Origin of the sequence: Nitrincola nitratireducens, from assembly GCF_000585235.1 — a bacterium.
Taxonomy (GTDB): Bacteria; Pseudomonadota; Gammaproteobacteria; order Pseudomonadales; family Balneatricaceae; genus Nitrincola; species Nitrincola alkalisediminis.
Genome location: NZ_AONB01000011.1, coordinates 1 through 17,011, shown reverse-complemented (window position 1 = coordinate 17,011; position 17,011 = coordinate 1). Strand labels below are relative to the sequence as shown.

Annotated in this window: 17 protein-coding genes; 6 read left to right on the top strand and 11 right to left on the bottom strand. The window is 45.5% G+C overall.

Going from position 1 to position 17,011, the window contains the following annotated elements; all coding sequences use genetic code 11:
• Positions 1-5: 5 nt before the first annotated feature.
• Positions 6-932, bottom strand: a complete 927-nt coding sequence (locus tag D791_RS10475; protein WP_089503627.1) for a tripartite tricarboxylate transporter substrate-binding protein — start codon at positions 930-932, stop codon at positions 6-8.
• A 208-nt stretch (positions 933-1,140) separates the two neighbouring features.
• Here D791_RS10475 and D791_RS10470 point away from each other — a divergent pair, with 208 nt between their 5' ends.
• A complete protein-coding gene (locus tag D791_RS10470; RefSeq protein WP_036511312.1) occupies positions 1,141-1,974 on the top strand; it encodes an ion transporter in 834 nt (277 codons plus the stop codon).
• A 48-nt stretch (positions 1,975-2,022) separates the two neighbouring features.
• Here the strand turns inward: D791_RS10470 and D791_RS10465 are convergent, their stop codons facing one another.
• The 6 genes from D791_RS10465 to D791_RS10440 all read right to left on the bottom strand — a co-directional run bounded on the left by D791_RS10465 (position 2,023) and on the right by D791_RS10440 (position 10,683).
• Positions 2,023-4,365: a methyl-accepting chemotaxis protein gene (locus D791_RS10465; RefSeq protein ID WP_036511309.1), complete on the bottom strand. Its 2,343-nt coding sequence runs from the start codon at positions 4,363-4,365 to the stop codon at positions 2,023-2,025.
• 225 nt (positions 4,366-4,590) lie between these two features.
• On the bottom strand, positions 4,591-5,952 hold the full coding sequence (locus D791_RS10460) for a TRAP transporter large permease (RefSeq protein WP_237748599.1): 1,362 nt from the start codon (positions 5,950-5,952) through the stop codon (positions 4,591-4,593).
• Between the two features lie 63 nt (positions 5,953-6,015).
• The gene (locus D791_RS10455; RefSeq protein ID WP_036511306.1) at positions 6,016-6,609 is read right to left on the bottom strand and encodes a TRAP transporter small permease subunit; all 594 of its coding nucleotides are present in this window, start codon (positions 6,607-6,609) and stop codon (positions 6,016-6,018) included.
• A gap of 37 nt (positions 6,610-6,646) precedes the next feature.
• Positions 6,647-7,711: a TRAP transporter substrate-binding protein gene (locus tag D791_RS10450; protein ID WP_036511303.1), complete on the bottom strand. Its 1,065-nt coding sequence runs from the start codon at positions 7,709-7,711 to the stop codon at positions 6,647-6,649.
• 121 nt (positions 7,712-7,832) lie between these two features.
• Positions 7,833-8,615, bottom strand: a complete 783-nt coding sequence (locus D791_RS10445; RefSeq protein ID WP_036511300.1) for a 3-hydroxybutyrate dehydrogenase — start codon at positions 8,613-8,615, stop codon at positions 7,833-7,835.
• Between the two features lie 118 nt (positions 8,616-8,733).
• A complete protein-coding gene (locus D791_RS10440) occupies positions 8,734-10,683 on the bottom strand; it encodes an acetoacetate--CoA ligase (RefSeq protein WP_036511297.1) in 1,950 nt (649 codons plus the stop codon).
• Positions 10,684-10,889: 206 nt separating this feature from the next.
• On the opposite strand from D791_RS10440, the gene D791_RS10435 reads away from it, so the two are divergent.
• Positions 10,890-12,323, top strand: coding sequence for a sigma-54 interaction domain-containing protein (locus D791_RS10435; RefSeq protein ID WP_051514421.1), 1,434 nt, complete (start codon positions 10,890-10,892; stop codon positions 12,321-12,323).
• Positions 12,324-12,337: 14 nt separating this feature from the next.
• Here D791_RS10435 and D791_RS21445 read toward each other — a convergent pair whose 3' ends face one another.
• Genes D791_RS21445 through msrA form a run of 4 tightly spaced genes read right to left on the bottom strand, consistent with a single transcriptional unit; the run spans position 12,338 to position 13,572 of the window.
• Positions 12,338-12,424 carry a hypothetical protein gene (locus D791_RS21445; RefSeq protein WP_272944837.1) on the bottom strand — a complete coding sequence of 29 codons (87 nt, stop codon included), beginning with the start codon at positions 12,422-12,424 and terminating at the stop codon, positions 12,338-12,340.
• On the bottom strand, positions 12,421-13,059 hold the full coding sequence (locus D791_RS10430) for an RsmE family RNA methyltransferase (RefSeq protein ID WP_272944834.1): 639 nt from the start codon (positions 13,057-13,059) through the stop codon (positions 12,421-12,423). Before D791_RS10430 ends, D791_RS21445 begins: the two co-directional genes overlap by 4 nt.
• 40 nt (positions 13,060-13,099) lie before the next feature.
• Entirely contained in the window at positions 13,100-13,186 is an 87-nt protein-coding gene (locus D791_RS21440; RefSeq protein WP_272944836.1) for a peptide-methionine (S)-S-oxide reductase, read from the bottom strand.
• A 38-nt stretch (positions 13,187-13,224) separates the two neighbouring features.
• Positions 13,225-13,572 carry a peptide-methionine (S)-S-oxide reductase MsrA gene (gene msrA, locus D791_RS10425; protein WP_272944833.1) on the bottom strand — a complete coding sequence of 116 codons (348 nt, stop codon included), beginning with the start codon at positions 13,570-13,572 and terminating at the stop codon, positions 13,225-13,227.
• Between the two features lie 120 nt (positions 13,573-13,692).
• Here msrA and D791_RS10420 point away from each other — a divergent pair, with 120 nt between their 5' ends.
• The 4 genes from D791_RS10420 to D791_RS10405 all read left to right on the top strand — a co-directional run.
• A complete protein-coding gene (locus tag D791_RS10420) occupies positions 13,693-14,520 on the top strand; it encodes a symmetrical bis(5'-nucleosyl)-tetraphosphatase (protein WP_036511294.1) in 828 nt (275 codons plus the stop codon).
• Between the two features lie 7 nt (positions 14,521-14,527).
• Positions 14,528-14,845: a thiosulfate sulfurtransferase GlpE gene (glpE, locus tag D791_RS10415; RefSeq protein ID WP_036511291.1), complete on the top strand. Its 318-nt coding sequence runs from the start codon at positions 14,528-14,530 to the stop codon at positions 14,843-14,845.
• Complete coding sequence (locus tag D791_RS10410) at positions 14,845-15,972, top strand: tRNA nucleotidyltransferase/poly(A) polymerase-related protein (protein ID WP_036511288.1); 1,128 nt, start codon at positions 14,845-14,847, stop codon at positions 15,970-15,972. The genes glpE and D791_RS10410 overlap by 1 nt, the downstream gene beginning before the upstream one ends.
• A gap of 64 nt (positions 15,973-16,036) precedes the next feature.
• The coding region (locus D791_RS10405) for a patatin-like phospholipase family protein (RefSeq protein WP_036511285.1) at positions 16,037-17,011 on the top strand (975 nt) is incomplete at its 3' end.

Sequence of the window (17,011 nt, the reverse complement as noted above, 5' to 3'; positions counted from 1 at the left end):
AAGCGCTATTTCGACAGTTCGATTAGCCGTTGGTAGGACTCAACTTGCAGATCAAAAACGCGCTTTAGTTCAACTTCATCCAGAAGCACAACGGGCATGCGTATCACGTTTTCCGTAACATCAATAAAACGAGGATCTTTTACAACCTGTTGCAATGCCCCATACAAAGTCGAGACCACCTCATCAGGAGTATTCGCAGGCACCGAGATTACACGTATTACATCCATGCTAAACGGATACCCCAACTCTCTCAATGACGGAACATCGGGGTAATAGAATAAGCGATCTTCTGGGAGGCCAGCGAGGACGACCATTTCTCCCGTTTCGGTATAGACACCATGAGTCCCTCCACTAAACGCAATTTGAGCCGCTCCAGATACTATTAAAGGGGCCATTCCAGCACCACCTGTCGTCGGAATAAACCGTAAGCTAAGCCCCTCCTTTTTAGCGATGTACTGCATGATAAACCGATCTTGCAAATTTTGAGTCGCATACACAAGCCCTGGATTTTGTCGGGCATAATCCAGAAATTCATGCCAGGTTTTGAAATCCTGAACACCGCCCGTAACAAAAGCGGGTTGATCTAAGGTCACGCCTGCCACATAACGAAAACTATCCAACTGGTATGAAGCAGGTGACACTAAAGGAGCGAAGGTAAAAGGTAAAGATAAACCAAACTGAAACACATACCCCTGATCTTGGTTATTTGCCAACATCGCCGCAGCCACTGCACCACCGGCTCCAGGGTAGTAAATAATGTTCACAGGCTGTCCAATCACTTCTGACATCACCTCCGCTAAAACCTTACCTTGTATATCAGTACTACCACCTTGCTCAAATCCAATCAGCATGGAAAGGGGTCGGGTAGGAAACTCTGCAGCCTGCCCCCACGGGCATAATAAAACCAGTAAAAAAAGTGCTACTCTTTTCATGATGCATGCCCCTGCTTTGCTTAATCGAATACGCCTAGTCGTTCTGTCATGTTTTAATTTTAGGAGCCTACGCCACTTAAGCAAGCTCTGACCACTTAAATCATCCTGTAGATAGACTAAATCTCTCTTTTGAAGGCAGACGCAATCAGCGATAATGGCCATCAATTTTCTCACGCGTTGTACAACCCTGACTGGAGACCTATCTAGAATGAAAATATACTGGTACCGCTTGCGAGACCGGCTTGAATCACTGCGTGCCAACAAGATCTTTGAAACGTTTGTCATTGCTGTCATCATTATTTCAGCGTTGCTGATAGGGGCGAAAACCTATGATGAGAGCACGCGTTTTGAGCAAGTTATGGTTTGGCTTGATCTCGGCATTACCCTCTTTTTTCTGTTTGAACTCATCATTCGCATAGCCGCTGAAAAGCGAACCCTCGATTTTTTCAAAAAAGGTTGGAATATCTTTGATTTTGTAATTGTAACCGCGAGCTTGATTCCGATTGATGATTCCGAGATGGTACTCATCGCTCGTCTACTGCGTATTTTCAGAGTTTTACGTTTGATTTCAATGATTCCTGAACTTCGCATTTTATTAACGGCACTTTTAAAGTCTATCCCTCGGATGGGGTATGTTGCTCTGTTAATGTTTATCATTTTTTACATTTACGCAGCCGTTGGGAGTTTTCTATTTGAAAGCGTTGATGAAAAGCTCTGGGGCAATATTTCACTGGCCATGCTCACGCTATTCCAAGTTGCCACGTTTGAAAGTTGGGCAACAGCTGTTCTGTACCCAACCATGGAACATTATCCCTACAGCTGGATTTACTTCTTAACATTCATATTCTTAAACGCGTTTATTTTTCTGAACATGATGATCGGAATCGTTTTAGACGTCATGCAAAAAGAAAGTGCCGCTGAACAACTGGAGTCTGGTGAAGGTGAAATAGCCGAAATCCACTGGATGCGCGAGCATATGCAAAGTATGTCTGAACAATTAGAGCGTATCGAAGTTCAGCTTCGTGAGCAACGGAAGCCCTAGACATTCAATAAGCGTCCTCGAAAACACTACTCTCGAGGACGCTCTACCCTAACGTACTTTCCAACGGTTAACACTGGTATTCAATTCCGACGACACCACGCTCAACTCCTCACTGGACTTAGCGGTTTCGCCCGCTTTGTCCATCGATACGCGTGAACTCTCAAAACTATCCGATAATACACCAACCAACTCATCTGTCATTTGACTTTGCTGATCTGAAATCGCGACGATGTCCATGTTCGCACGGACAATATCTTGCAAAGAGCTCTGGATGGTTTGCAGCGCACTCTGCGCATCTTTTGCCGTTACTTGCAGCACGTCAAAGCGATCATGCTCTTTCGTCATCAGATTTTTAGTGCTTTCTGCATTATTTAAAAGCTTATTAATGATGACATGTATTTCGGCGGCTGAGTTTTTGGAGCGTTGAGCCAAGTTACGCACTTCATCTGCCACCACCGCAAAGCCTCTACCCTGATCTCCCGCTCTTGCCGCTTCTATCGCAGCATTCAACGCCAAAAGATTCGTTTGCTCCGCCAACTGAGTAATGACCTCTAATACATGGCGTATTTGATCAAAATCCAAGACCAGATTTGAAATGGATTGAGTCGCTTCAGCAACCCCTTGAGCCGCTTGATGTACATCGGATATCACCAATTGAACCGTTGAGGCACTTTGATCAATGGTTGTACTCGCCAAACGCGTCAACTCACTGGCTTGATGTGCTTGCTGATTCACGGACACTGCACTCTGTACCATGCCCTGAACCAACTGTTCCGCTTGCTGATTACGTTCATTCTGTAAATGCAGCTGATTGAACGTTTCTTCTGAGCCAAGGCTTAACTTAACCGAAACTTGACCAAGCGTTTCACTGGCCTGACGACTGAGGGTCACTGACTGAGCAATTTCATCCATCAATTGATTTAAGGCCCCTGATATTTCTCCATATTCATCTTGACCTTTTAATGGGCTCTTATGAGTTAAATCACGGGTTGACTGGATTTTAAGAAGACTGCTATGCAACACGCTTACAGGACGGCTAAATAAACGTGCAGCCAGGAGAGCAAGAATGAGCGCGATTACTAAAACAGCAAGCGTTACGAAAATGACCGATTGCGTAATTTGCTGACGCAATGTACCGACCATTTGCAAAGCTTCATCTTTTTCCATCTCAGTGACGATAATCCACTCGACACCCTGTGCGGGGACAGTTCGATAGCTTCCAATCACCTCTGCGCCGATTGGGTTAATATAATGCTCGACCCCCTCGTTTCCAGATACCGCGCGGGTAATCGCCTGACTTTCAAAACGCACTAAGGTTGCAAGTTGATTTCGGATTGGGATTAACGCTGCCTGAGGGCTTTGCTCCGATGACAGGTTTGCTAGAAATGGGCTTGGATTCTCATCAAACTCACGCTTGCTCGACAATAAGTACTGGTTTTGATTTAAGAGATACGTATCTCCTGTCGCCCCTAACCCCTGCCCAACACGATTGCCTTTATTCGATAGAATTTCATCCAATGAACCTGTCCCTAATCTTACAGCGAATACACCTAGCAGATTGGCTTGGCCATCTTGAACATCGTACACGGGCATTCCAATAAAAGCCGATGGCATTCCACCTGCAGGAATATAAGAATAAAAGTCAGAAAAGATAGGACGACCGCCAACCGGAACCTGAATAGCTTGCCTAAACACATCACTCAACCCCGATAACACAATCATTTCGTGGTTAACATCTAGGGTAAAGTCAGGTAACTTTTTAAGTGAATAGACAATTTCACCTTCAGGGTTTAGATAATACACATCTTCATATCCATAAAAATTTGCAAAATCTAACAGCTCCGGATGAAACTCTCGGTGAGCTAAGGTATAACGTGAGCGGTCAGCGGGTTCAAATACCTGCTCAACCTCATCCCACTTTGTGCCTGACTCAACAAGATAATAATACTGAAGAATGAGTTGCGGCTTGTCTAGAGATTGAACATAGTTATGGGCATCAAAAAGACTTTGCCCCATATTACGTTGTAAATTTGCCAAAAAACCTGATTCTAAATACGCTCGTAAGGCATTTTGCTCATCCAGTATTTCTTCTCTGCTACGCACCACTGCGTTGAGGCGATAGCCGCGATAAGCTGAAGCTAAAGCAGGCAAGGCTCTTTTTGCCTGTACACCTGACGCATACCCTGCCACTTGCTGACTCAAGGTATCAAGATACCCCGTCAAACGCTGCGTTTGGGTATCATTGATAAATGCAAGTTTCAGTTCTGCCTGCTCAACCAATAAGCTCTCACCCGCACGCAAACTCGAAAAGCCAATCATTAAGCTGGCCGCTAACGAGGCAAACAAAGAAACCCCGAGCATGATTAACAAGAGCTTAGTTCTTATACTCATCGGCCTTTCCTATCAACGCATCACTAAATTAGATAGAAACAATGTTTCAAACACTGTTCATATACGACTAAAGTTAGCATGCTCTTGGAGATTTATCCAAGCTGATTTTTCGTTAATGCCAAAAGAATTATTTTGTATCAATTATTTACTGCAATTCTAAAAAAATAAGGCTCAACTAATGTGAGCCTTAGAGAGCAAGATTACGTTGAAGCAATCAAACAGCACCTAACCATATCGAACTCCAGGCAACCAGAGCACTAGATCCTTCCAATAAAAGACCAACGCAACGGCTAACAACTGAATCAAGATAAAAGGAATGACGCCTTTATAGATATCCGTTGTTTTGATACTGGGCGGCACAACGCCTTTTAAGTAGAAGAGTGAGAAGCCCACCGGTGGTGTTAAGAAGGACGTTTGTAACGCCAACGCAAACAACACGACGAACCAAGTCAGATCAAAACCTAATGCCGCCACAACGGGACCCACCAATGGCAGTAAGATCAAGCTGATTTCCAACCAATCTAAGAAGAAGCCTGCTACAAATGCAATCAGTAAGATCACAACCACTATTCCTTCAGGCGACAGCGGAATGGCTTTAAGTAAACCACCTATAAATTCGTCGCCGCCCAGTGAACGCATGACAACAGCAAAGGCGGTCGCCCCTAAGAAAATCCCAAAGACGAAAGCCGTCGTTAAACTGGTTTTAATACTGACATCTTTTAGAACCGCAAGGGTTAAACGCCCATTCATCGCTGCCAATATAGTTGCGCCAAGCGCGCCAACGCCCGCCGCTTCTGTAGGCGTTGCAATACCCAAGAAAATTGAACCCAAAACCGCAAGAATTAAGCCAAGCGAAGGTACCACAGCCAGCAAGGTATCAATGATCATCTTAGCCGTAATAGGTGGCAAATCATCACGTGGTTTTGACAGTGATGGAACAAAAATCGATGCTATCACCACATATGCAATGTACATAAGACCTAGCATCACACCCGGAATTAATGCCCCCATGAACAAATCACCAACGGGCAATGATAACTGATCAGCCATAATAATTAGCATGATACTGGGTGGAATCAAAATTCCGAGTGTGCCAGCCGACGCGACAATACCGCTGGCAAATGCTGGCGAGTATTTTTGTTCTAACATCACAGGAATCGACAGCATGGCTAAGAGCACAACCGAGGCGCCAACGATTCCAGTAGACGCAGCAAGCAGGATGCCAATGCTGATCACAGCAACGCCCAAGCCGCCTCGGAAACGGCCAAACAGATTGACGAAGTTTTTCATGAGTTTTTCTGCAACGCCTGAACGCTCAAGCATCAAACCCATAAAGATAAACATGGGGAGGGCCACCAGCACCCAGTTCGTCATTTGCCCATAAATACGTTGAACCATTACCCCAAAAATACGCCAATCGGTCAGGAAGTAGGTGTCCACATCCCAATATTGGGCAGCTAAAATTGAGCCAACGCTGAATAAAACAGAGATACCAGCCAATATCCAAGCAACCGGGTATCCTGTAAATATCAGTAGGATGAAACTGCAAAGCATTGCAATGACGATAATTTCATTCGCTTCAAACACGGAAAAATCCCCTATACAGCAACATAGAAGCGCTTAGGCGCGCAACGCCCATTACATGACGAATCACTTATGAGTAACTCTGGCTTTAGGAAAGCCTGTCAGAAAAGAAAAAGCTCGAATTAAGCGCGCTAACCCCGCCATAAACATAAGACCAAACGCCAGCAAGATGACCGATTTAATAATCCATCTCATGGGCAGTCCACCAGGGGCCGCTGATACCTCATTGATTCGGTATGAGCGTTCTACAAACGGATAGGCATATGTCAGAATCAGGTAGCAAAAGGGTAGCAACAATATAGAGATTCCAAGGATCTCTATCACTGCTCGTGTCTTAGGTGAGAGGTGTTCAGCCAACACATCCACTCGAACATGCCCATCATGCAGAATACAGTAGGACAATGCCACCATAAATCCGACCGCAAATAAGTGCCATTGCAACTCTTCAAGTGCAATGTAGTTTGTCCCGAGTAAGTAGCGAAGTACAACATTTGCTACCACCAAGATCATAAGAAAAACCCAGATTAGGGAAGAGAAACGTCCAAAAAACTCAACTATGGATTCGAGAATGTCTGAAACCAGAGTCCGAGGGTATTGAACGGCCGCTCGATGAGCGACCGCCTCCTCGACTTTTTCAAGATCAACATTATATTCAGCCATGTGAATATCAACCTTTTACGTCAAAGGAAAATAGAAATTAGTCTTTTTCAATACCCCAATCACGTGGTAGGTAACCCAAATGTTTCCAAGTGCTATGCTCTTTTTGGAAGGCTTTCATTGAGCTGTAGACTTTAGCAAACATAGGGTCTGTTTCTGAGCGACGCGCCATGACTTTATCAGTTGCCTCTTGGAAGGCTTTCAATATTTCTTCATCGTACTGATGCAGCTGCACGCCACGTTCTTCGAAGGTCTTAAGCACCGCACCTTGAAGCGCTTCTGCTTTTGCAAGGGCTAAGGCATTGCCTGCCATACACGCGTTTTCGATCAGTGCCTTGGTTTGATCATTCAATTTAGACCATTCACCTGTATTTACATAGAGGAACTGATTGGTTGATGGCTGATGCCAACCCGGCAAGTAATAGTGCTTGGCCACCTGATAAAAGCCTAACTGCTCATCTACGGTTGGCAGTGAGAACTCAGTTCCATCAAGCACCCCTGTTTCCAGCGCTTGATACAACTCGCCACCTGGCAAGAGTGTCACAGACATACCAAACTCAGCCATGATTTCACCACCGACACCTGCGGCACGGAACTTAAGTCCTTTGAACTTATCAAGAGAGTCCATTTCCTGACGGAACCAGCCTGCGGCTTCCGGACTGATGGTTCCACACAGAATGGGGTACACATTATGCGGAGCAAAGGCCTCTTTTAACAACTCATCGCCACCATGAAAATACATCCAGGCAAGAAACTCTTGAGACTCTAAACCAAAGGGCGTCGCGCCAAACAGCGCCGACACAGGAAGCTGTCCCCACTCGTACCCCATCCATGAGTAACCCGCCGGAATATTGCCATTGCTTACGTTTTCAAACACACCCAATGCTGGAATCAAAGCACCGGGTTCAAAAGTTTGCAGTGTGACGCGACCGCCACTCATATCGGATATCATTTTAGAAACAGCAGGCATAGTGTCGCCAAGTGCTGTCAGGGTAGAAGGGAACCCCATTGGAACTTGCCAACGAACACGATCAAAATCAGCAAAAGTGACAGTAGAAGTGAATAACGTTGTTGCAACAGCAACCGCCATAAGAGACTTTTTCATAATGCAAATACCCGTTTTTTAGTTTTATTAATATAGGATTATCTGGTTTGAAATATTTCAAACTTCGTCAAAGCATCAATACTATTATATATCTAGCTTTTATTTTCCAAACTGCAAGTTTTTAATGTGCTGTCCAACCTCCATCAATAGGTAAAGATGTACCTGTTATTGCTTTTGCCGCATCAGAACATAAAAACACCACTAAACGCCCGATATCATCGGGTGCTACAAAATCAGGGTAAGGTGCTTTTTCTTTAATTAAGCCTTGCTTAGCCTCTTCATAACTGGTGTTGTTCTTTTGGCTAAATGCTTTAAATTGCTGAACCAGCAAGGGCGTGTCGGTCCAACCAGGGCAAATCGCATTGACCGTCACCTGCTTTGCAGCCAACTCCAAAGCGGTAACTTTGGTAAGACCAATCAATCCATGTTTGGCCGCGCAGTAGGCTGCTTTGTTAACTGACGCAACCAAACCATGAACCGAAGCAATATTAATAATCCGTCCCCAGCCTTGCTCAACCATAAACGGGAGCACTTGCTGAGTCGTATGAAACGCACTGGATAGATTCACAGCAATAATTTTATCCCACTGCTCGACAGGAAAGGTTTCGATAGGCGAAGTGTGTTGGATGCCCGCATTGTTTACCAAAATGGAAATAAAGCCCACTTCTTTTTTAACGCGATCAAATAGATCGGTAATTTGGTTTGGATCACTAATATCCGCTTGGAAGTAGCTGACGCCGACTGAAAACTCATCGAGAAATGCTTGTACAAGCACTTGCCCTTCATCTTCAGATGAGAGACCGTGAAGAACAATATCAACCCCTTCTGCCGCCAACTGACGGGCAATTGCAAGGCCAATACCGCTGGTTGATCCAGTGATGAGTGCACGTTTGATATAAGACATGTGTAACCTTTTTTATTTTTATATGTGTAAATTGGTAATACCAATTTACACATATATATTACTGGGTTTTCTAAAATACTGTCAAGAATTAAATCCGTAAAAAACCGACTTAAAACGCTTAGTTTTTCAACTCATCTAAATCTTTAAATAGCGCCAATGCCTCTGGATTGGCCAAAGCATCTTTATTCTTAACTTCCTCTCCCATTACCACTTTTCTTACAGCAAGTTCGACTATTTTCCCACTAATTGTCCTAGGGATATCACTCACCTGCAGTATTTTTTCCGGGACATGCCGTGGAGTGGTATTTAAACGAATCACATTTTTTATTTGCTTAATTAAACTGTCATCAAGCTCAACCCCATCCTTTAGGCGAACAAACAACACCACTCGCACATCATCCTTCCAGGGCTGACCAATACAAAGGCTTTCAAGAACCTCATCCACTTTTTCAACTTGTCGGTATATTTCAGCGGTGCCTATACGCACGCCCCCCGGATTCAAGACTGCATCCGAACGACCGTGAATAATGATGCCTCCACGCTCCGTGACTTCACCATAGTCGCCATGCGCCCAGATGTTTGGAAATTGAGCAAAGTAGGCATCATGAAAACGACGCTGCTCTGGATCTTGCCAAAAACCAATTGGCATGCTTGGAAATGGCTTCGTGCAGACCAACTCACCCTTCTGACCACGCACTGGTTTTGCGTCGTCATCGAACATATCAACCGCCATGCCTAAGCCTCGACACTGCAACTCGCCTGCATAGACTGGTAAAATCGGAGAACCCAAGGCAAAGCAAGAGACAATATCTGTACCGCCCGAAATGGAAGATAACTGCAGATCTTGCTTAATATCGCGGTAAACATACTCAAAGCTTTCGTGCGAAAGAGGAGAGCCTGTTGAAAGGACAGCTTTTAGCGCTGACAAATCAAAATCGTTACGGGGTTTCACGCCGGCTTTTTCCAGTGCCGCTAAATACTTAGCACTCGTACCAAAGACACTGATTTTTTCCTGCTCTGCTATCTGCCAAAGGATGGAAGGCGTCGGTGCAAAGGGAGAACCGTCGAACAGGACCAGCGTACAGCCCGTCGCCAAACCACTGACCATCCAATTCCACATCATCCATCCACAGGTCGTGTAATAGAAAAAGTGGTCATCCCTACGCAGGTCAGTATGTAAGATCAACTCTTTAAGGTGCTGAATCAAGGTTCCACCGACGCTGTGCAGGATACACTTGGGAACACCTGTGGTCCCTGATGAGTACATAACATAGAGCGGATGATTAAAGGCCACCTGCTCAAAGTCTATTGTTTTTACATCATCAAGCACAAAGTCATCCAGTCGGATGGCTTTAGGCACCCCTGACAGATCAGGATTGGCGCTTAGGAAAGGCACGACCACAACGGCTTCAATTGAGGTAATGCTCTCAACAATCCCGTGTATTTTTCCAAGACTGTCAATCGATTTACCGTTGTACAGATACCCATCGGTTGTAAACAACACCTTGGGTTTAACCTGTCCAAATCGATCAATAACACCATTAATACCAAAGTCTGGCGAACAGGATGTCCAAACAGCCCCTATTGAAGTGGTTGCCAGCATCGCAATTAAGGTTTCTGTGATATTGGGCATGAAGCCAGCCACTATATCGTTTTTTACGACACCTTGAGCCTTCAAACCAGCTGCGAGAGCCGCTACCTTCGAATAAAGGTCACGATATGAGATCTCGCTGCGTCGGCCATCCTCACCACAAAAAACAATGGCTGGCGCATCATCACGATAGCGTAGAAGATTTTCAGCAAAATTTAAGCGTGCCTCAGGAAACCAAGTCGCACCTGGCATAAGGTGGCCGTTATCGAGGGTACGACCCCCTTTATGACTGGATAGAATTCCGGCGTAATCCCAGAAAAAATTCCAAAATCTTTCAGAATCATCTGTACTCCACTGCCAAAGTGACTTGTAATCGTCCAAATCCAAACCGAAAGCTTGATTAACTTTAACAATAAAATCAGACATTTGAGTCGAAGCGACTCGTTCAGGCGTAGGCGCCCACAGAGGTTCTTGCATGGTTAACCCTTATTATTATTTTAACCAAATAGATTGAAAACAGTTACGTACTTTAACAACCAATTAAGCACACAACATGCCAACCTTATAAACCATTGATTTAGCTAAAACAAATACAACACCTCGCTCTCAGAGTCTTAAAAAATAGACATAATGTCTTATTTCTGATACAAAAAACGTCTAATAATTAAGACAAGCTATCCATTATGCAAAATATTCGCTTTGATGCTCACGCTATGCGTGCAAAGGTTTTATCCTTCTTACAAACCTCTTTTGATACGTTTTATGAGCACACGATTGCTGTGGATCAAAAAGGAATTCTCACTTGGATTAGCCAAAGCTACTGCGATTTTTTACATCTGGAAACATCGCCAGTTGGCCAACACATTACAGACGTCATACCGAATAGTTACCTGCCTCAAGTCATCGCCACAGGTAAACCCGTTTTCCTCGACTTGCTCTATGTTCGACACCAATGGGTACTGGTAAGCGTCATCCCGCTCCACAACGATTTAGGCCAGGTTGAAGGGGCATTTGGCTTTGTCGCCACTGACCGCCCATCTAGCATGAAACCCTTATTGGCCAAATACAACCGCCTCCAAAGCGAAGTCAGGAATGCAAACCATTACCAAAGTGAACGCACATCGCGCTACCAACTCTCACAAATAGCGGGGCAAAGCGAAGCGTTAAAACACGTCAAACATCAAGTACGCCAAGCGGCACGCTTTGACATCTCCGTACTTTTAACTGGCGAGACAGGCACGGGGAAGGAACTCTTTGCCCATGCCTTACACAACCTATCCGACCGCTCCGAAAGCCCTTTTGTATCGATCAATGTTGCAGCCATTCCCGACACCTTAATTGAGGCCGAATTTTTTGGTGTCGCGCCCGGTGCCTTCACAGGAGCCAAAAAAGAAGGACGTGCTGGAAAGCTGGAACTCGCTCAAGATGGAACCTTATTTTTAGATGAAATTGGTGACATGCCCTTGGTGCTTCAATCAAAACTCTTGCGGGTCTTGCAAGAAAAGGAGTTTGAAAAGATTGGCTCTAACAAAATTCAAAAAACAAATGTCAGAATTGTCGCCGCAACCAGCCGAAACTTACTGAAAATGGTTGAAGACGGCGAATTCAGAGCCGACCTCTACTACCGACTGAGCGGAATGCCGATTCATTTACCCCCTCTACGCGAGCGGCCTGAAGACATTGAGTTTATTGCTGAACGTATTTTAGATGAATGTTGTATACGCCTAAATCTGTCCACTAAAGAACTTGCCACCGACGCCTTAGAGAGATTGAAGCTACATCATTGGCCTGGAAACGTTCGAGAGCTCTACAACCTATTAGAGCGCGCTTGCATTTTAAATGAATCGCACACTTTAATTTGTGCTGATCATATTGAAGCCTTGATGGAATTTCGCCTAGCGCCCATCCCCCCTTCTTTGATCACACAAGACGCCAAAACACCCGAAACTCAGCCCCTATTGAGCTTAAAAGAGCAAGTCCAATTAGCGGAAATCCAAGCCATACGTGAAGCGCTTAACCGAAACAAAGGTAAGCGAGTATTAGCGGCAAAGCAACTCGGTATTTCACGAGCAGCTCTGTATAACAAGATAACGCAGTTCAATATTCAAGATGCTTAGCCGTCACCTTGAACTCAAATCACGGGAAACAAACGTGACAATAAAACAGGCACAGCGGTTTCAACTTTAAGAATACGCTGGCCTAAACTAATGCTGCTCAATCCTGCAGCATTGAGTTTTTCAACCTCATAAGGAATAAACCCTCCTTCTGGCCAATCGCCAACACCGTTGGCAGCCACTCAGAAGCTGGACAGGTCAAGGCTTGATACGGATGTGCAACATAGGCTCTTTTTCCCTCTACCATTGCTGGCAACTCATCTTCGACAAAGGGCTTAAACCGCTTACGAATATGAAGTGTCGGTAAATTGGTATCGCCAGATTGCTCTAAGCCAAGCAACATCTGCTCATACAAGGACGCTTCATTCAGAATAGGCGTGGACCAGTAGCTCTTATCCACCCGATATGAATGAATCAACCAAATATCTTTCACCCCCATGCTGGAGAGCGTTTGCAACACTCTCTTTAACATTTTAGGGCGAGGGAGCGCCAAGATTACGGTAACCGGTAAAGGCAAAGGCGAGCGCTGAGTCAATTCAGTCCAACTAAGCGACACAGACGCCTGATCAATATGCTCAACACTCGCCAACCCTATAGACCCATTTAATAACCCCACTTTGAGAAAATCGCCTCGCGCAACCTGATGGACATCACGAATATGCACAAAACGCCGATCTCGGAGGGTCACCCCCGTAGAAGTAACGGCATCTTTTAATGGATCAATAATAACCAAATTCATAATAATCAAAATACTCTATGCAATCGCAAGCCAAGCGGCATTAGAACGCACAGTGCCCCATTCCTCGTTTGCTTAAATACTGTTGATGATACTCTTCCGCTTTCCAAAAATGGGATGCCGGCGAGATGTCTGTGACGATAGGTTGAGGATACGCAGCGCTTTTACTCAGCTCAAGTCGCTTTGCTCAGCTAAGACGCGCTGCGACTCGTCGTGGTAAAAAATAGCGGAACGATATTGAGTACCGACATCAGGCCCCTGTCGATTTTTCGTCGTCGGATTATGACACTGCCAAAATGTTGTAAGCAAGGCCTCGTAAGCAACCTGCTCCGGGTCAAATTCTACCTGAACCACCTCAGCATGATAGGTTTCGCCTGTACACACCTGCTCGTACGAAGGCGAATCAACATGCCCACCCATATAACCAACCTGTGTTGACAGCACACCCGGTATCTTTGAAAAGGTCAGTTCAACACCCCAAAAACATCCAGCCGCAAAGGTTGCAATAGCCATCATCAACACTCCGTTTACTCATGATTTGAAAAAGTTACTTGAGTTTACGCAAAAACCCACGACTTTGATTAGAATTTTACGCCATAACTGCGTTATGATTCAGATATTAAGAGTAGGAAGACTATGGCAACGTACGCAATTGGCGATGTTCAGGGTTGTTATGATGAACTTCGACAACTTCTGGATTTATTGAACTTCAATGAACAAGATCACCTATGGTTTGCAGGTGATCTGGTTAACCGTGGACGCCAATCACTCGACGTTTTGCGTTTCATTAAAGGGCTTGGTTCACAAGCAACCTGTGTTCTAGGGAACCACGATCTCCATTTACTGGCTCTTCACTTTGGTGCAACGCGTGATAAGCGCAACCAAACACTGCAACCGATACTTAATGCACCTGATCGCACCGAACTGATGGAGTGGTTACGCCGACAGCCTCTGCTCGTCTCAAACGAACACCTCGGCTATGTCATGACCCATGCAGGTATCCCTCATATTTGGTCACTGGAAAAAGCGAAGAAATATGCTCAGGAAGTTGAGCAAGTGCTCAGAAGCAAAGATGCCACTGAATTTTTTCGTCATATGTACGGCAACAAGCCTGATGTATGGAGCAAAAATGTTGATGGCTGGGCCCGACTTCGACTCATCACGAATTACTTTACCCGCATGCGCTTTATTTCGACAAATGGACGGTTGGAGTTTAGCGGCAATGGCACGCCTGATTCAGCTCCACCCGGATTCGCACCTTGGTATCAAGTCCCTAGAGATCAGCCACTTGAACAGCGCCAGCTCTTTGGTCACTGGGCTGCACTGATGGGCAATGTCAATAACGCTGCCGTCGTTGCGCTCGATACTGGCTGTGTTTGGGGAAATAAGCTAACAGCCATGCGTCTAGACGACCATGTTTTCTTTCAACAAGACTGCTCTGCCTATCAAACTCACCAGGCTTAGGAACCATATGAGCTCATTTAAACATCTATCACCGCAAGCCGCTGTTGAACTCATGGAGCAAGGGGCCAACCTTGTCGACATTCGAGACATCCAAAGTTACAACAGCGCCCATATCCCAACCGCCATTCATCTCAACAATGACAATTTGCCACAGTTTTTAGACCAGGCCAGTCGAGAAAAGCCGTTGATTGTCTGCTGCTATCACGGCATTAGCAGCCAATCAGCAGCCGACTACTTAGTCGGACAAGGCTTTTCCGACGTGTATAGTTTAGACGGCGGCTTTGAGGGCTGGAAACAGTTATTCCCCGATGCTTGCGAATCCTGATGCAAATTTGCCTTGTCGGTGGCGCTGTCCGTGATCAACTCTTAGGCATTCAAAGCCAAGATCGTGACTGGGTTGTCGTCGGTGCTACAGAGACCGATATGATCGCTCAAGGCTTTCGTCCTGTTGGACGTGACTTTCCTGTGTTTATTCATCCAAAGACAGGCGAAGAATATGCCTTAGCTCGCACCGAACGTAAATCGGGCCATGGCTATGCTGGGTTCACCTTTTTTGCGTCACCCGATGTGAGCCTAGAGGAAGATCTTGCTCGTCGAGATCTAACAATAAATGCCATGGCTCAACTGGCATCAGGAGAAATCGTTGACCCCTTTTCAGGTCAAAGAGATCTACAGGATAAAGTGCTTCGCCACGTTTCATCGGCATTTTCAGAAGACCCACTGCGTGTACTGAGAGTGGCACGCTTTGCTGCTCAGTTTCACCATCTTGGTTTCCACGTTGCCAGTGATACAATGCTCCTCATGCGAGAGATTAGCGAAAGCGGTGAACTCGGTTTTTTAAGCGCTGAACGCGTCGCGCAAGAATTTGAAAAGGCACTGTGTAGTCCACACCCTCTGATTTTCTTGGAAATACTCAAGCAGTGTAATGCGCTGGATTGTCTTTTTTCAGAATTCTCGCGCTTGAATTTAGAGCGCCTAACTCCCTTTATGCAACGCCTAAAAACAATGAGCCCAGCACCTGAACTCAGCTTCGCTCTGATATGCCAGGCAATTGCCGAGCAGGAAATGCTAGAAAGCACCTCGTTTGTTCAAGACCTCTGCCTTCGCATCAAAATGCCCAATCGCTACCGCGATCTTGCTCGTCAATTTGTCATCTTTTATCCTTTTATCAATGATTTTGTGCAGCTACCCCCTCAACAAACACTGACCACACTCAAAGAACTGAGGCTGCTCAAAGAACCCAACACCCTGCCTGAGTTGATCGCTCTTTACCTGAGTCGGAACACCAATATTAAGCGGGAAGACTTTGAACCACTGCAGCGCTTGCTTCAGCAGATTCGAACACTTTCACCACAGACGTTCATGGCAAAAGGACTCAAGGGTGCCGAACTCGGTAAAGCCATCGAAGCCGCTCAACTCGACATCTGCGCGCGTTACACAGAATACAGCTAGTGCGTTTATACGTTAAAATTTATGCTAGACTATCAATATCTTACTTCAGCCAAAGGCCTTAGGTATGAAGCCTGCATTGATCTTATCAGGCGGTGGCGCGCGAGCTGCCTATCAAGTTGGTGTATTAAAAGCACTGGCTGAAATGCTGCCACCCAACACCAGCAACCCCTTTCCAATCATATGTGGAACATCAGCTGGTGCAATTAATGCACTTTGGCTTGCCTCTCATACCGAAAACTTTGCAGAAGCGGTTCAGGAGCTTGAACAGTTATGGTCACAACTCACCCCTAACGATGTGTTTAAAGCCGATGCTCTTTCCATCTTTAAAGGCCTCATGCACTTAGGCTGCTCGTTGTTTAAGGGAGGTATTAGTGAAACAGCTCCCTTATCCTTATTTGATAACACACCGCTCAAAACCTTATTAAAAAAGAATATTCGCTTTGAGCGCTTGAACGATGCCATTCAGTCAGGAAAACTGGATGCCATTAGCATCACGGCTATGGGGTACCATTCAGGTGAATCGGTCAGTTTTTTCCAAGGGCACTCAGGCCTTAGCAACTGGAAACGCAGCCGTCGCAGTGGTGTTGCCTGTCAATTGAGCCTTGATCACTTAATGGCATCAACTGCATTACCGACCATCTTCCCGGCGGTGCACATTAATCGCGAGTACTTTGGTGATGGAGCTATTCGACAAGGCTCGCCGATCAGCGCCGCTCTGCACCTTGGGGCCAGTAAAATTCTTGTGATCGGCGTCAGTGGCAACAGAAGCCCCAAACACTGGGCGAAGCGCGAAACGCTAAATCACTCCCCCTCCATGGCACAAATTATGGGGCACTTGTTTAATAGCGCATTTATTGATGCCCTTGAAAATGACATTGAGCATATGGAACGCGTCAACCATTTACTTAAGCTGATTCCAGACCAACAACGCGCCTTAACTCAACTGGATTTAAAAGTCATCGAGAGTTTGATTATTTCGCCCTCTCAGGCATTGGATGCAATTGCAGCGAACAAATTACAAGCGTTACCTAAGGGGCTC

Coding starts and splice junctions, on each gene's coding strand:
- D791_RS10475 (WP_089503627.1), bottom strand. CDS start 932: ATGAAAAGAGTAGCACTTTTTTTACTGGTTTTATTATGCCCGTGGGGG.
- D791_RS10470 (WP_036511312.1), top strand. CDS start 1,141: ATGAAAATATACTGGTACCGCTTGCGAGACCGGCTTGAATCACTGCGT.
- D791_RS10465 (WP_036511309.1), bottom strand. CDS start 4,365: ATGAGTATAAGAACTAAGCTCTTGTTAATCATGCTCGGGGTTTCTTTG.
- D791_RS10455 (WP_036511306.1), bottom strand. CDS start 6,609: ATGGCTGAATATAATGTTGATCTTGAAAAAGTCGAGGAGGCGGTCGCT.
- D791_RS10450 (WP_036511303.1), bottom strand. CDS start 7,711: ATGAAAAAGTCTCTTATGGCGGTTGCTGTTGCAACAACGTTATTCACT.
- D791_RS10445 (WP_036511300.1), bottom strand. CDS start 8,615: ATGTCTTATATCAAACGTGCACTCATCACTGGATCAACCAGCGGTATT.
- D791_RS10440 (WP_036511297.1), bottom strand. CDS start 10,683: ATGCAAGAACCTCTGTGGGCGCCTACGCCTGAACGAGTCGCTTCGACT.
- D791_RS10435 (WP_051514421.1), top strand. CDS start 10,890: ATGCAAAATATTCGCTTTGATGCTCACGCTATGCGTGCAAAGGTTTTA.
- D791_RS10430 (WP_272944834.1), bottom strand. CDS start 13,059: ATGAATTTGGTTATTATTGATCCATTAAAAGATGCCGTTACTTCTACG.
- msrA (WP_272944833.1), bottom strand. CDS start 13,572: ATGATGGCTATTGCAACCTTTGCGGCTGGATGTTTTTGGGGTGTTGAA.
- D791_RS10420 (WP_036511294.1), top strand. CDS start 13,693: ATGGCAACGTACGCAATTGGCGATGTTCAGGGTTGTTATGATGAACTT.
- glpE (WP_036511291.1), top strand. CDS start 14,528: ATGAGCTCATTTAAACATCTATCACCGCAAGCCGCTGTTGAACTCATG.
- D791_RS10410 (WP_036511288.1), top strand. CDS start 14,845: ATGCAAATTTGCCTTGTCGGTGGCGCTGTCCGTGATCAACTCTTAGGC.